Annotated in this window: 15 protein-coding genes and 1 tRNA gene; 6 read left to right on the forward strand and 10 right to left on the reverse strand. The window is 64.2% G+C overall.

Annotated features, from left to right (window positions below; genetic code table 11):
- Positions 1–43: 43 nt before the first annotated feature.
- The 3 genes from AC522E_RS16970 to AC522E_RS16980 all read right to left on the reverse strand — a co-directional run bounded on the left by AC522E_RS16970 (position 44) and on the right by AC522E_RS16980 (position 1,543).
- Positions 44–304 carry a DUF2312 domain-containing protein gene (locus tag AC522E_RS16970; RefSeq protein ID WP_114184860.1) on the reverse strand — a complete coding sequence of 87 codons (261 nt, stop codon included), beginning with the start codon at positions 302–304 and terminating at the stop codon, positions 44–46.
- A 77-nt stretch (positions 305–381) separates the two neighbouring features.
- Complete coding sequence (locus AC522E_RS16975) at positions 382–687, reverse strand: DUF1244 domain-containing protein (RefSeq protein WP_500747421.1); 306 nt, start codon at positions 685–687, stop codon at positions 382–384.
- 22 nt (positions 688–709) lie between these two features.
- Positions 710–1,543 carry an N-formylglutamate amidohydrolase gene (locus AC522E_RS16980; RefSeq protein ID WP_500747422.1) on the reverse strand — a complete coding sequence of 278 codons (834 nt, stop codon included), beginning with the start codon at positions 1,541–1,543 and terminating at the stop codon, positions 710–712.
- A gap of 191 nt (positions 1,544–1,734) precedes the next feature.
- Here AC522E_RS16980 and AC522E_RS16985 point away from each other — a divergent pair, with 191 nt between their 5' ends.
- From AC522E_RS16985 to pyk, 3 genes are all read left to right on the forward strand, one after another.
- On the forward strand, positions 1,735–2,661 hold the full coding sequence (locus AC522E_RS16985; RefSeq protein ID WP_500747423.1) for a DMT family transporter: 927 nt from the start codon (positions 1,735–1,737) through the stop codon (positions 2,659–2,661).
- A gap of 195 nt (positions 2,662–2,856) precedes the next feature.
- Positions 2,857–3,318, forward strand: a complete 462-nt coding sequence (locus tag AC522E_RS16990; protein ID WP_500747424.1) for a DUF1036 domain-containing protein — start codon at positions 2,857–2,859, stop codon at positions 3,316–3,318.
- Between the two features lies 1 nt (position 3,319).
- Complete coding sequence (pyk, locus tag AC522E_RS16995) at positions 3,320–4,756, forward strand: pyruvate kinase (protein ID WP_500747425.1); 1,437 nt, start codon at positions 3,320–3,322, stop codon at positions 4,754–4,756.
- A 126-nt stretch (positions 4,757–4,882) separates the two neighbouring features.
- On the opposite strand, the gene AC522E_RS17000 is transcribed toward pyk, so the two are convergent.
- The 4 genes from AC522E_RS17000 to cpdR form a co-directional block, all read right to left on the reverse strand.
- Positions 4,883–5,479, reverse strand: coding sequence for a tetratricopeptide repeat protein (locus tag AC522E_RS17000; protein WP_500747426.1), 597 nt, complete (start codon positions 5,477–5,479; stop codon positions 4,883–4,885).
- 70 nt (positions 5,480–5,549) lie between these two features.
- Complete coding sequence (gene ykgO, locus AC522E_RS17005; RefSeq protein ID WP_109599448.1) at positions 5,550–5,675, reverse strand: type B 50S ribosomal protein L36; 126 nt, start codon at positions 5,673–5,675, stop codon at positions 5,550–5,552.
- A 47-nt stretch (positions 5,676–5,722) separates the two neighbouring features.
- Positions 5,723–5,797: transfer RNA gene (locus AC522E_RS17010), tRNA-Val, on the reverse strand.
- Between the two features lie 91 nt (positions 5,798–5,888).
- Positions 5,889–6,245, reverse strand: a complete 357-nt coding sequence (cpdR, locus tag AC522E_RS17015; protein WP_500747427.1) for a cell cycle two-component system response regulator CpdR — start codon at positions 6,243–6,245, stop codon at positions 5,889–5,891.
- A gap of 176 nt (positions 6,246–6,421) precedes the next feature.
- Between cpdR and AC522E_RS17020 the strand changes: the two genes are divergently transcribed.
- Positions 6,422–7,312, forward strand: a complete 891-nt coding sequence (locus AC522E_RS17020; protein WP_500747428.1) for an N-formylglutamate amidohydrolase — start codon at positions 6,422–6,424, stop codon at positions 7,310–7,312.
- 720 nt (positions 7,313–8,032) lie between these two features.
- Here AC522E_RS17020 and AC522E_RS17025 read toward each other — a convergent pair.
- Positions 8,033–9,295, reverse strand: a complete 1,263-nt coding sequence (locus AC522E_RS17025) for an MFS transporter (protein ID WP_500747429.1) — start codon at positions 9,293–9,295, stop codon at positions 8,033–8,035.
- Positions 9,296–9,426: 131 nt separating this feature from the next.
- Here AC522E_RS17025 and hisN point away from each other — a divergent pair, with 131 nt between their 5' ends.
- Complete coding sequence (gene hisN / locus AC522E_RS17030; protein WP_500747430.1) at positions 9,427–10,209, forward strand: histidinol-phosphatase; 783 nt, start codon at positions 9,427–9,429, stop codon at positions 10,207–10,209.
- Here hisN and AC522E_RS17035 read toward each other — a convergent pair.
- Positions 10,129–11,196: an alpha/beta fold hydrolase gene (locus AC522E_RS17035; protein WP_500747431.1), complete on the reverse strand. Its 1,068-nt coding sequence runs from the start codon at positions 11,194–11,196 to the stop codon at positions 10,129–10,131. The genes hisN and AC522E_RS17035 overlap by 81 nt on opposite strands.
- 200 nt (positions 11,197–11,396) lie before the next feature.
- On the opposite strand from AC522E_RS17035, the gene AC522E_RS17040 reads away from it, so the two are divergent.
- A complete protein-coding gene (locus tag AC522E_RS17040; protein WP_500747432.1) occupies positions 11,397–11,858 on the forward strand; it encodes an Hsp20 family protein in 462 nt (153 codons plus the stop codon).
- Between the two features lie 175 nt (positions 11,859–12,033).
- Here AC522E_RS17040 and AC522E_RS17045 read toward each other — a convergent pair whose 3' ends face one another.
- Positions 12,034–13,110, reverse strand: coding sequence for a threonine aldolase family protein (locus AC522E_RS17045; RefSeq protein WP_500747433.1), 1,077 nt, complete (start codon positions 13,108–13,110; stop codon positions 12,034–12,036).
- Positions 13,111–13,419: the final 309 nt, after the last annotated feature.

The following is a 13,419-nucleotide window of genomic DNA, read 5'->3' on the forward strand; positions in this document are numbered from 1 at the left end:
GCGGGGTTAAACCCCGCCTTCTGTCCAATCCGACCGGCCCGGCTCAGCCGACCATGCCCAGGGCCTGCATGTAGAGTTCGAGGATGGCCTCCTCCTCCTGCCGCTCGGCGTAGTCGCGCTTGCGGAGGGCAATGATCTTGCGCAGGACCTTGGTGTCGAAGCCGTTGCCCTTGGCCTCGGCGTAGACGTCCTTGATATCTCCGGCGATCCCGGCCTTTTCCTCTTCCAGGCGCTCAATGCGCTCGATGAAAGCTTTCAGTTGATCGGCTGCGACGGATTCGGTTTGAAAAGCTGCGTCATCCATAAATGTTGCCTTTGATTGAGGGCGCTGGCGCCGAGAGAGGTCGGGTGAAAGGATAAGGTCATTTGGTTGAAGCCGTTTTAATGGCTCGGCTTGGATTCTTCAAAGGCCTTGAGCTGCGCCCCCGTGGCCTCCCGCTGATGCTGCGCCTTCCACTCCTCATAGGGCATGCCGTAGACGTAGGTCCGGCTGTCGTCCTTGGAGAGGGGTACGCCGCTCATGTCGGCCGCCTCCTTCAGCCAGTTCGACAGACAGTTCCGGCAGAAGCCCGCCAGGTTCATGAGGTCGATATTCTGGACATCGGTCCGCTCCCGCAAATGCTCCAGGAGCCTGCGGAAGGCAGCGGCCTCGAGCCTGGTCCTCGTCTCGGAATCGATCTCGTTCATGGCGTCCTCCCCAAAATACGGCTTAGTGCCGGCGCAGGCGGTCGCGGGTGCGGGTCGGCTGCGGCGCCGGAAGCCTGCGTTTCGCATCGGCAACCAGGGGATCGAGAAGCCGGGCGAATCGCTCCGCCCATTCCTCCTGCCCCTCCTCCGCGGCGATCAGATCCTGCCGGATCTCGATCAGCGCGCTGGCGAGGCCGCGCCGCGTAGCGTGCCGGTCCACCGTGTCGCCGAGAAGCGCGCCATCGTAGGGCTCATTGTCCCCGACGACGAGTCCTTCCTCCGCCCGCAGGGCCTCGATCAACGGCACGGCGAAGCGCGCATCAGCGTCCCACAGGATTCCCACATGCCACGGCCGGGGCCAGCCGCGCCAGATGGGCGTGAAGCTGTGGACCGTGACGATCACAGGCGGGTGCCCCTCCGCCATCGCGCGCCCGATCGCCGCCGTGATCGCCGCATCGTAAGGGTCGTAGAAGCGCCGGATGCGGTCCTGCGTCTCCGCTTCGGAGATCCTGGCATTGCCGGGAACCACGGCACCGTCGGAAAGGCGCATGACGAGAGTGGGATCGTCCCGACCCCGGTTGGGGTCGATGATCAGGCGGGAAAAGCGGGTGAGCACCGCCGGCGCACCGAGGCGCCGGGCCAGGGAGCGCGTCACGCCGGCCGCTCCGATATCGTAGGCGATATGGCGCTGGAACTCCGTGTGCGGCAGCCCGAGATCGCCGAGATCCGGAGGCACGGTGTTGGAGGCGTGATCGCACAGGAGAAGGACGCCGGATGCGGCAGATCCCTCGATGGTCTCGACAGGCCAGGTCTCGAGAGCGAGGTCGTCGCGCAGAAGCGCAGGAGAAGCGGACATGACAGGAAAGGGTCAGCAGAGGTTTATGGACTGAAGGGGAGCCTTATCCCGCCTGGAGCATCGGACGACAAGCGGCGCATCGTCGCTTGCGGAAAACCGGGTCCACTTTTCCGCACGATACGCTAGGAAGACTGACAATGCGACCTTCTGCGCTGTGATTTGGCGGCGCGGCACCATCCCGATAAAGGCCCATGCCCTCTACTCCGACGTCCTCCACCCCCAGCCAGGCGCGCCTGGATACGGGCTTCGCATCGGCCTTCACGGCCCTCTGTCTCGGAGCGGTGGCGATGGGCATTTCGCCGATCTTCGTGCGCTATGCCTCCGCCGATGTGGGACCTTTCGCCAGCGCCTTCTGGCGCGTCTGCCTTGCGCTGCCGCTTCTCTATGCCTGGATGCGGATCGAGGAGGCGCGAGCGCCCAATGGCGCGCCGCGGGTCTCCTTCCCGAAGGCGACGATCTGGGCCGGCCTGGCCTTCACGGGGGATCTCTTCTTCTGGCACCTGTCGATCATCAACACGACCATCGCCAATGCCACCTTCTTCGCCACCACAGCACCATTCTTCGTGGTCATGGTCACCTGGCTGGTTCTGAAGCAGAGGGTCTCGAAGGGCACGATCGCCGGCCTCGGCATGTGTCTGCTCGGCGGCGTCGCTTTGATCGGCCAGAGCCTTCAGGTCGATCCGGCGCGGATCCGTGGCGATCTCTTCGGTCTTGCCACCGCCTTCTTCTTCGGCCTCTATTTCATCTTCGTCGGGCGGGCGCGGACCATGGCCGGCGCCGCGCGGGTCACCTTCGAGAGCGGATTGATCACCTCTGCGGCCCTCCTCGTCATCGCCCTCGTCCTCGATGGCCGCGTCCTGCCGCAGACAGGCCAGGGACTTGCCGCCCTCATCGCCATGGCCTTCATCAGCCACGCGGGCGGTCAGGGCCTTCTGGCCGTTGCGCTCGGGCGGCTGCCCCCGGTTTTTTCCTCGCTCGTCATCTTCCTGGAAGCAGTTGTCGCCGCCCTGTTCGGCTGGCTTCTCCTGGGCGAGGCCCTCAGTGCGGTTCAGGCGCTGGGCGGTGCCGCGATTCTCGCCGGAATCTGGGTGGCACGGCCAAGGCCGCGGAAGGCTTGAGGATGCCGCGCGTCGGCCCCTCCATAAAGAGAGGATTGTGCGAGCATCCATGGGAGCGGGACTTTTTCAGCGACCGCCATCGGATGATTTTCACCATGGGACTTGATGCGGCGCCTCTTCTGGCCGACAAGGATTCGACATACTTCCCGAAGCATTGTGCGTCTTCGTTATCCAAACCCACTTGAACACACACTCATGATTGCCGGATCGGTCCTATCGGCCCACAGCGGGCGGCGAAGCCTTGGGCTCGCGCTCCTTCTCCTCGGCGGAAGCCTTTTCGCCGCAAGCCCTGCCCGCGCCGACCTGCGCATGTGCAACATGACGTCGAGCCGCGTGGGCGTGGCGATCGGCTACCGCGACGGTCAGGGCTGGGTGACGGAGGGCTGGTGGAACCTGAATTCCCGCGGCTGCGAGACCCTGCTCAAGGGCCAGCTCGCAAGCCGGTTCTACTACGTCTACGCCATCGACTACGACCGCGGCGGCGACTGGAGCGGGCGCTCCTTCATGTGTACGCGGGAGCGGGAATTCACGATCCGTGGAACGGAAGATTGCCTCGCCCGAGGCTTCGATCGCAACGGCTTCTTCGAAGTCGATACAGGTGAACAGAAGAGCTGGACCATCCAGCTGACCGAAACAAATCGCCCGGGGGGGCAATGACATGAGACGCGTACGGCGCACGAAGATCCTTGCCACCTTGGGGCCGGCCTCGGAGAACCCGGAGATGGTGGCTAACCTGTTCCAGGCCGGCGCGGACGTGTTCCGCCTGAACATGAGCCATCTCCCCCGCGAGAAACTGAAGGAGCGGGTCGAGATGATCCGCAGCGTCGAGGCGAAGTTCAAGCGGCCCATCGCCATTCTCGCCGACCTCCAGGGCCCGAAGCTGCGCGTCGACGCCTTCGAGAACGACAGCGCGATGCTGGTGAAGGGCCAGACCTTCACCCTCGACAACAACAAGGCTCCCGGCAATGCGGAGCGCGTACATCTGCCCCATCCGGAAATCCTGTCTTCGCTCGAACCGGGCCACACGGTCCTGATCGACGATGGCAAGCTTCGCCTGCGCGTGAAGAGCGTGAAGCCGGGCTCCGCCGTCACGGTGGTCGAGGTCGCAGGCAAGATCTCCAACCGCAAGGGCGTGAGCCTGCCGGACACGGTGATTCCCGTCGCCGCCATGACCGACAAGGATCGCTCGGATCTCGAAGCCGCCCTCGACGCGGGGGTGGACTGGATCGCCCTGTCCTTCGTGCAGCGGCCCGAGGACGTCGCGGAGGTGAAGAAGGTGGCGCGCGGCCGCGCCCTCGTCATGTCGAAGCTCGAAAAGCCCCAGGCCATCGCCCGTCTCGATGAGATCATGGAGATTTCCGACGCGGTGATGGTGGCGCGCGGCGATCTCGGCGTCGAGATGCCCCTCGAGAAGGTGCCGGGCATCCAGAAGCGGATTGTTCGCGCAGCCCGCAGGCTCGGCAAGCCCGTCGTGGTCGCGACCCAGATGCTGGAATCGATGATTACCGCTCCGGTACCAACCCGCGCGGAGGTCTCGGACGTTGCGACTGCAGTCTATGACGGCGCCGACGCGGTGATGCTGTCCGCCGAGAGCGCCTCCGGGCAATATCCCATTGAAGCGGTGACCACCATGAACCGCATCGCCGAGGAGGTGGAGCAGGATCAGAGCTACTGGTCGATCGTCAAGACCCAGTCGACCGAGCCGGAAGCGACCGGGTCCGATGCCATCGCGGCCGGTGCGCACCAGATTGCCGACACCCTGCATCTCAAGACGATCGCCGCTTGGACGTCATCCGGCGCCACGGCTTTCCGCCTCGCCCGCGAACGGCCGAACTCCACGGTGCTCGCGTTGACGCCCAACATCCACACCGCCCGTCGCCTCGCCCTCGTCTGGGGGACGCATCCGATCCGCACCAAGGATGCGAGCGATATCGACGACATGGCGTTCCGCGCGTGCAAATTCGCCCTGCGCGAGGGATTTTCGGAGGTCAACGACCGCATCATCATCGTAGCCGGCGTTCCCTTCGGGACGCCGGGAGCGACCAACATGGTCCGGATCGCCTTCATCAACGCCGAGCACGCGGCCAAGGCCTGATTCCCTCCACGGCACCGTTCTTCGCGGCCGCCGGCGGCGGGCCCCTTCCCTCGCCCCGGTGGCCGGGGATCCGAGGCGAAGCGTCCTGCGATCCTGCCGGACAACAGCCCCTATGCGGATCAGGATCTAAAGGTCCTGGCCGTCGATATCTAGGCTGAGGCGGGACACGATGGTCTGGATGGAGGGCGTCTGGGGGTTGATCTGCAACACCCGGCGGTAGGCCGCGAGGGCCTGCGCCTTCTCGTCGGAAGCCATGAACAGGTGGCCGAGCGCAGTCCAGGCCCCGAAATGGCGCGGCTCGAGCTTCACCGCCTGATGCAGGTCCGCCAGCGCGCCCACGGGATCGTCGAGCATGTAGAACACGAGCGCACGCCGGTACCAGGCCTCGGCCCATTGCGGTTCAAGGGCCAGGATCCGGTCGAGCATCTCGATGCACAGGGGGTAGTCCTTCTCGTCGAGGGCCTTTGCGACGCGGGTCAGGAGAAGGTCGGCCGTATCGGAGCCGGATCGGGACAGGCGCCGCTCGATGAGGGATGCGACGCCATCCGCCTCCCGTTCACTGCCGGCCTTGGCCAGACGCTCGAACAGGCTGTCCAGCGTCACCGCCCGGGGGGCCGGGCGGCTGTGGGGCGGGCGGGGAGATGGGGCGCGCAGATCATCCTGCGCCAGAACCGGCGCGGACAGGCCCAGCAATGCGGTCGAAAGCAACGCGAAAAAGCGCATGCCGGGATTCTAGGATCCCGGCATGCGCCGTCAATTCATAAAAGCGTGCGGCGAAGCCGCAGCGCCAAGCTCAGCCCTGGCGAGCCTTGTAGCGCTTCTGGGTCTTGTTGATGATGTAGATGCGACCCTTGCGACGAACCAGCTGGTTGTCGCGGTGACGGCCGCGGAGCGACTTCAACGAGTTACGGATCTTCATGTCCGATCTCCTGCAGCAGCCTCTCGGGAAGGCCGACAAAAAGAAAATGGTGGGCGCGGCTGGGATCGAACCAGCGACCCCTACGATGTCAACGTAGTGCTCTCCCGCTGAGCTACGCGCCCGTGAAACGGCGAAGTTTTGGGTCCCGCTTCAGGTGTGGAGCGCGATATACCGGCTAGCGGGCGGGGACGCAAGCCATGATCACGACCTTTTTCAGGCCGCCATCATTTTATCGACCTCGTTCACCAGATCGCGCAGATGGAAGGGCTTCGACAGCACCTTGGCTTCCCGCGGAGCCTGGGAATCCGGGTTGAGCGCAACCGCCGCGAAACCGGTGATGAACATCACCTTGATGTCCGGATCGAGCTCGGTCGCCCGGCGCGCCAGCTCGATGCCATCCATTTCCGGCATGACGATGTCGGTCAGGAGAAGCTCGAAGGGTTCCTCGCGCAGCCGGTTATAGGCCGAGAGGCCGTTGTCGAACGAGGCCACGTCGTAGCCCGCGTTCTCCAGCGCCTTCACCAGGAAGCGGCGCATGTCGTTATCGTCTTCGGCAAGAATGATCTTCATCGCCGCCAACCTCGAATCGTCACGAACATCTCCCGTCTTGATGCCTGCTCGGGGTAAATAAGCCGTGAAAGAACGACGCAGTATGCCCACGATATTGCCATGGACAGAATATGGCGCTGCCTTACACTAACCCCAGCCCTTTCCCTGTCATCAACTCAAGACCTGTCACAAACCGGATGCGGCCCATCATCACCGACGAGTTCGAGCCTCCCTTTGTCGTCATCGAGCCAGCTGGCCAGACGGCTCCCTTCGTCTTCAACGTGCCTCATGCCGGAGCCGTCTACCCCGCGACTTTCCTGGCCTCGTCGCGTCTGGACGCCTTGGCCCTGCGCCGGTCGGAGGATGCCTTCGTCGACGAGTTGTTCGCTGCGGCAGTCGCTCTTGGCGCTCCCCTGATGACAGCCCGCTTCCCGCGGGCCTATCTGGATCTGAACCGGGAGCCCTACGAACTCGATTCGCGCATGTTCGACGGTCGCCTGCCGCCTTTCGCCAATACCCGCTCGATGCGCGTGGCAGGCGGGCTCGGCACCATTCCCCGGATTGTTGCCGACGGGCAGGAGATCTATGCCGGTCGCCTGCCGGTCGACGACGCTCTTCAACGGATCGAATGGCTCTACAAGCCCTATCACCGCATGCTGCGGCAGCTCATCCGTCGCACGGCCCAGACTTTCGGCCAGTCCTTCCTGATCGACTGCCATTCCATGCCCTCTACCAGTGTCAGCCGGGAGGAAGGCGCCAAGGCCGATATCGTTCTGGGCGACCGCTACGGGACCAGCTGTGCGCCTGTGCTGATCGACCTCGTGGAAACCGCCCTGCGGGGCCGCGGCTACACCGTTGTCCGCAACAAGCCCTATGCCGGAGGCTTCATCACCGAACATTATGGCGAGCCTGCCCTCGATCGACATGCCCTTCAGGTCGAAATCAACCGCTCCATCTATATGGATGAGCGGAACCTGGAGAAGAAGCGTGGCTTCGATACCCTGGCGGAGGACCTCGCCTTCGCCTTTTCCCAGGTCATCCGGGATCTCGCGGGCGAAGAGAGCCCCCGGCGGATCGCGGCGGAATGAGCCGGGAGGCGGGGTCCAGGCAGAAAAAAAGGCCGCCCTTGCGAGCGGCCCGGAGTTTAGGGAGGAAACGCCCAAGAAGGGCTGCGGCAGGGCGACGCCATCGCCATGCCGCACTGCAATATGTAGTTTCCACATGAACCGTCGGCAAGATTAAAAGGGCAGCATTGCTGCCCTTTTTTGTCTCACCCTCTGGCCGTCGGACATTTCGTCGTCAGGATCCGGCTTCTCCCGGCCGCATTGCGGAAGCGGCGCCTTTTGCCACACCTGCGCCCCGTGTCATGCGGATGAAATACATCGGAAATATCGGCACTTGGATGTTGAGCCGATATGATAAAGACGACTTGGATCTCCTGGACGACAGGCAAAGCGCTCCTTCGCACTGCCCCCGATGGTTTCCGCTCTATCTGGCAGGGGCTGGGTTGATGGGCGTGATCTGGCATCAGATCTTTCAATAGCCGTCCGGGCTCGCCTGCCCGCCAATGGCCAAGTCGAAGGGATCCGCCTCGGATCGACGAACCTCGACGGTTAGCAGGCCTGCCAGCAGGTGTGCGAGCGTGCGAGCCCAATCACTCGCGCAAGAAAAAAGGCCGCCCTTGCGAGCGGCCCGAAGTTTAGGGAGGAAACGCCCAAGAAGGGCTACGATACGGCGACGCCATCGCCATATCGCACTGCACAATATAAAGTGCGCCGCACAATTTTCAAGCGCAAAATTGCAGGAAGCTATGCTCTACCGACATGACTGGCTGGATGTGGATCGATAGCCCTGGCATAAATGGCAAGGCTGAGCAGCATCCAGGCCGCCAGAGCACCAAAAACCAGTCGGTATCCGTCAGGCGGATATCCCCCGCCCTGCTCGCGCCCGACCATGTCCATGAGCACCCCGGTCACGCTCTGGGACAGGAAGGCACCGCCGATCGTGCCCACATTCATCAGGGTGATGCCGCGTCCAGTCAGGGATTGCGGGAACAGGGACCTGCCATGCGCCGTCAGGATCGGCGTTACGGCCACCGAGAGGCCGAAGAGGACGAACCATACCATGGTCCGCCGGAGGTCCAGGGGAAGCGTTGCCGCGACCGCCAGCAGCAGCACGGTTGCCGTACCGCCGGCCAGAACCGGCCTCCTGTAGCTTCGCCACAAGCGGTCCGCAGCGCCCCAAAGGAACAGTCCGGCCATCTGCGCGGCCGCTCCAGCGAGAAGGATTGTGCCCTTCTGGGTCGTATCGGCGCCATGCACATCCGCCAGCCATGGCCCGCCCCAGAGGCCGATGATGGTGGCGAAACAGGAATAGGTCGTCAGGTGCATGAAGAAGACGGACCGGAAGGAGCGAACCCTCAGCGCCGCGAGAACACCCCGCAAGGCATCGGGCCAGGTTTCCCGCTCGGCCCCGACAGGATTGTCCCGGGGCACGGCTCGTACGAGCATGAGGGCGATGGCGGCGGTCAACACGGCCACTGCCAGGAATGTTTCACGCCAGCCCAGCAGGGCAGCTGAGGCTGCAAGCGGAGCCGTGGCGGACAGAGTGCCGAGATTCGCGAAACCCATCTGCAGGCTCGTCAGCCTGGCAAAGCGCTCCGGCGGGAAGCGCCGGGCATAGATCACCAGCGGTGCCATGAAGAAGGTGGAGCAGCCGAGCCCCATCAGGCCTCTTGCCGCAATCAGCACCGAGGCGGAGGGAGCGACGGCAAAGAGCGCCGTCCCGGCGACCGCGACCACCGACGTTGCCAGCATGACCCGCTTGGGGCCGTAGCGGTCGATCGCGATCCCGACCGGGATCTGAGCCGCGGCGAAGACGAGAAAGAACACGCTGGAGAGAAGACCGAGTTCCGTGGCCGAAAGGCCGAGTTCTGCGGACAGGTTTCCGGCGATGACCCCGACGGAATTGCGCAGGAACTGGCTGATCGCATAGATCGAGACGAGGGCGGCGATGAGGAGTGCAGCCGGCGCCGGCCGGCGGCCCGATACGGCCAAAGGTTCGGAATTCATGCTTTTGTGCTCGATGGAACGCAGCCGTCTCTTGCCGCAGGACGAACGCTTGATAAAAGCGGAACAGGAACCGCCAGCCAAGCCCGTTGGCGCCGAAGACAGTGGATCAGGGGCAGAGGATGTCGAGCATCATGAGGCTCATCGACTTCACGCAGTTCGTCAATGAGCTCGCCACCGTATCGGGCCAGGCGATCCTCCCCTTCTTCCGCAGCGCGATTGCCGCCGAGGACAAGTCGCGAGGTGGCGCCTTCGATCCGGTGACCGAGGCTGACCGGGCGAGCGAAGCCACCATGCGCCAGCTGATCAAGCGCACCTTCCCGACCCACGGCATCGTCGGGGAGGAGTTCGGCTCGGAACGGGAGGACGCGGAATATGTCTGGGTCCTCGACCCCATCGACGGCACCCGCGCCTTCATCGCCGGCCTGCCGACCTGGGGCACCCTGATCGGCCTGACCCGGAACGGGAAACCGGCCTTCGGGATGATGCACCAGCCCTTCACGGGCGAACGCTTCTTCGGTGACGGCGGCCGCTCGACCTATGGCGGCCCTGGAGGCGAGCGCAGGCTGACGACCCGGCGCTGCGCCTCGCTCAAGGACGCCGTCATGTCCACCACCAGCCCGAAACTGTTCGCGGGCGAGGAGTTGCGGGCCTATGACCGTGTCGAAAGCGTGACGCGCCTCGCCCGCTACGGCTGCGATTGCTACGCCTATTGCATGCTGGCGGCCGGTCATATCGATCTCGTGGTCGAATCCGGCCTGAAACCCTACGACATCGTCGCCCTGATCCCGATCATCGAGGGGGCCGGCGGAATCGTCACGTCCTGGGACGGCGGATCAGCCGCTCAGGGCGGCCGCATCGTCGCGGCTGGCGACCGCCGCATCCATGCGGCCGCCGTCGAGCTCCTCAGCCGGTAGGCGCTCTTCCACCGTCTCGCTCTCGGCAACGAGCGCGGCCGTCAGATCCGGGCTGCCCGGGACAAAGGCGTCAAAGGCGGCCCAGAACTGCTCACGGATCGCGTCCCGTTCCATCATGATCTCGTGTTTGGCCCCAGGAATGACGATGGCATGCCCCGCCTTCAGGCGGGAGGCGAGACGCTCCGTGGCGGGCGTCGCGCAGACGGGATCGGCGCCCGCCGCGAGGATCAGGGTCGGCAGGCGGATCTTCAGGGCATAGGCCGGATCTGTGAACCGCTTCATGAAGCGGAAGGCCGAATCGAGCCAGGCGACGGTCGGGGCGCCGATGGCGCCCGCTCCGATGGCGCTCGCAGCCTCGGCATTGCGGGCGTAGCGTCCAGGGTCGCCTGTCAGCCGGTTCCCCTTGAAGGGCATGGTCGAGATGGAGGTCTCGCCGCCTCCCGGGACGAAGGCCCTGCCGAAGCCCAGCCACCGCAAGATGCGGACCATGACCGCCGCCATTCGTGGCATCCGGATCATGCTGAGCGCGATCATCGGCGTCGTCGTCACGAGCCGGCGAAAGGGCAGCCAGCTCTCGTGCGCGGCGCTCAGCGCAATGGCGCCGCCCATGGAATGGGCAAGGGCGAAATGCGGCTCCGGCATGTAGGGCACGAGCACCTGGTCTCTCACCGCCTCGAGATCATGCCGGAAATCTGCGAAGCGTCGCACATGGCCCTTGCGGGCATTCCTCACCTGACGCTCCGAGAGCCCCTGCCCGCGCCAATCGAACGCGACGACGGCGAAGTCCCGCTGGAGCAGCTCGCCGATGACTTCAAAATACTTCTCGATGAACTCCGCCCGGCCCTGGAGCACGCAGACGGTTCCCCGTGCCGTCCCGGATTCCGGCAACCAGTACGCGGTGCGAAGGGTCAGGCCGTCCCTGGTCTTCACGCCGATGAGGGACGGCTCGGCCGGCACGGGATTGTTCGGGGTCGGGACGAGCTGCACGGGGACAGGTTCTCGGTGAGCGGAGACAGCCCTCTTTATAGGGCATTTTCGCTCCGGGCCACTGACTTTCCGCACACCTCTTGACAGTAAAAATGCCTATTCCCACATCTGAATCGTGCCGGCCACGATTGGCGGCACGAACCCATGATCCAGCCTCTCAGGTGGATCGCCCTGCATGTTGCTCAGATGGAGAATATGCCATGCGCCAATATGATCTTGCCCCCCTCTACCGCAACACGGTCGGCTTCGACCGTCTTTTCTCGATGCTTGACCAGTTCGTCGGCGTCGATGCGGCTCCCAGCTATCCGCCCTACAACATCGAACGCACGGGCGAGAACGCCTACCGGATTTCCGTTGCCGTCGCGGGCTTCACGGACAAGGACCTTGCCATCGAGGTGAAGGAGAATACCCTGTCGATCCGTGGAGAGAAGAAAGTCTCGGAAGAGCGCAAGCCCGACGTTCTCTATCAGGGCATTGCGGCGCGCACCTTCGAGCGGCGCTTCCAGCTCGCAGACGGCGTCCAGGTACTGGGCGCGGCTCTTGAGAACGGACTGCTCCATGTGGACCTTGTCCGGCAGATTCCGGAAGCCAAGAAGCCCAAGCTCATTCCGATCGGCACCCAGGCCGCGGCCCGGACCATCGAGGCCCAGCAGGCCGCGTAACCCCGTCACGGCTCCGACCGCACAAAAAAGCGCCCCGGCGAAGACCGGGGCGCAATATTTTTCGTTTCTTGATTTTTCAGGCCTGATCCTGTGAGTCCCGCTGGGGCTGGAGGTACCCCGTTGTTAGGTCTCGCGGGGAGGTTTCGTCAGAGAATGCGGCAGGGTTAGGGCGAGGTCATTCCGCCGCCTGGCGCGACACGGCCCCACGGGCGATGTCCAAGAACCGCCGCACGTCCTCCTCCGGGGTGGCGAAGGACGTCACGAGCCGGACCAAGGCCTCGTCGGCGCTTATCTTTTCCCCTTGGGGCAGACTCGCTTCCGTCCAGCCTCCGAACGCGGCTCCGGCTGCCTTCAGAGCCTCAGCGACTTTCTGTGGAAGGATGGGGAAAACCTCGTTCGCCTGGACCGGCCAGGGAATGCGGACACCGGGGAGTTGCTTCAGCCCGTCCGCGAGATGCGCCGCCATCCGGTTGGCGTGCCGTGCATTTCCCAGCCAATGGTCCCCCTCGAAATAGCCCTCCAGCTGCGCGGCGATGAGACGCCCCTTGGAGATGACCTGTCCCGCCCGTTTGCATCTGTAGTCCAGCCCCTCCGCCAATTCCGGCTTGAACACCACGATGACCTCCGCCATCAGGCAGCCATTCTTGGTGGCGCCGAAGGACAGGATGTCGACGCCCTGCTTCCAGGTCATTTCGGCGGGTGTACACCCGAGCGAGACCAGCGCGTTCACGAAGCGGGCTCCGTCCATGTGGAGCGCCATGCCGCGGTCGCGGCAGACGGCGCTCAGGGCCGCGATCTCATCGAGCGCGTAAACCGTGCCGCATTCCGTCACCTGGGAGATCGAGAGCGCCTTGGGCGGCATCTGCTTGATCGATTTCGGCAGGCTCTCGAGGTAGGAGCGGACCGTTCGGGGATCGAGCTTGGCGGCGACGCCCGGCAATCCGATGAGCTTGGCCCCGTGCATGAAGAATTCCGGTGCGCCGCACTCGTCGTCGATGACATGGGCCTCCTGGTGACACACGCAAAGCCCCCAGGGCGGCACGGCGGCCGACAATGCGAGCGCATTGGCAGCCGTGCCCGTCGTCACGAGGAAGACGGAGACGTCGCGTTCGAAGATTTCGGCGAAGCGGGCCTTGATGCGCAGGGTGATCTCGTCGGCGCCGTAGGCTGCCATCGATCCGGCATTGGCCCGCATGAGAGCCTGCATCACGGGCGCGCTGGCGCCCACGATATTGTCGCTCGCAAAATTCATGAATCAGCTCCTTATGCCCTGCAGCCTCCCGACAGAAGCCATCATGTCAAGGACGTTGACCCATCGGCGAAGCCTTTCGTTCCGAAAACCCCAAACCACGCCTTTGTTACATTCCGGAGGTCCGGCTTGAAACTTTTGTCTAAAACTTTTCTAAACCCTCTTGTGCAGGGCCAGGAGTTCTGGCAATTTGCCGGCATTAGGACAGCGATGCTGTCCCATCTGGGCGCCTGCGCCCTTTCGTCCCTGAGGTTTTCTTGATGCTTCGCTCGACGCGAACGAAACGAGATACCAACAAAGCTGCCCGCAAAA

Source organism: Microvirga sp. BF8 (assembly GCF_059888585.1).

Excerpts from the sequence above, each read along its gene's own strand:
- AC522E_RS16970 (WP_114184860.1), bottom strand. The coding sequence starts at position 304 with ATGGATGACGCAGCTTTTCAAACCGAATCCGTCGCAGCCGATCAACTG.
- AC522E_RS16975 (WP_500747421.1), bottom strand. The coding sequence starts at position 687 with ATGAACGAGATCGATTCCGAGACGAGGACCAGGCTCGAGGCCGCTGCC.
- AC522E_RS16980 (WP_500747422.1), bottom strand. The coding sequence starts at position 1,543 with ATGTCCGCTTCTCCTGCGCTTCTGCGCGACGACCTCGCTCTCGAGACC.
- AC522E_RS16985 (WP_500747423.1), top strand. The coding sequence starts at position 1,735 with ATGCCCTCTACTCCGACGTCCTCCACCCCCAGCCAGGCGCGCCTGGAT.
- AC522E_RS16990 (WP_500747424.1), top strand. The coding sequence starts at position 2,857 with ATGATTGCCGGATCGGTCCTATCGGCCCACAGCGGGCGGCGAAGCCTT.
- pyk (WP_500747425.1), top strand. The coding sequence starts at position 3,320 with ATGAGACGCGTACGGCGCACGAAGATCCTTGCCACCTTGGGGCCGGCC.
- AC522E_RS17000 (WP_500747426.1), bottom strand. The coding sequence starts at position 5,479 with ATGCGCTTTTTCGCGTTGCTTTCGACCGCATTGCTGGGCCTGTCCGCG.
- ykgO (WP_109599448.1), bottom strand. The coding sequence starts at position 5,675 with ATGAAGATCCGTAACTCGTTGAAGTCGCTCCGCGGCCGTCACCGCGAC.
- cpdR (WP_500747427.1), bottom strand. The coding sequence starts at position 6,245 with ATGAAGATCATTCTTGCCGAAGACGATAACGACATGCGCCGCTTCCTG.
- AC522E_RS17020 (WP_500747428.1), top strand. The coding sequence starts at position 6,422 with ATGCGGCCCATCATCACCGACGAGTTCGAGCCTCCCTTTGTCGTCATC.
- AC522E_RS17025 (WP_500747429.1), bottom strand. The coding sequence starts at position 9,295 with ATGAATTCCGAACCTTTGGCCGTATCGGGCCGCCGGCCGGCGCCGGCT.
- hisN (WP_500747430.1), top strand. The coding sequence starts at position 9,427 with ATGAGGCTCATCGACTTCACGCAGTTCGTCAATGAGCTCGCCACCGTA.
- AC522E_RS17040 (WP_500747432.1), top strand. The coding sequence starts at position 11,397 with ATGCGCCAATATGATCTTGCCCCCCTCTACCGCAACACGGTCGGCTTC.
- AC522E_RS17045 (WP_500747433.1), bottom strand. The coding sequence starts at position 13,110 with ATGAATTTTGCGAGCGACAATATCGTGGGCGCCAGCGCGCCCGTGATG.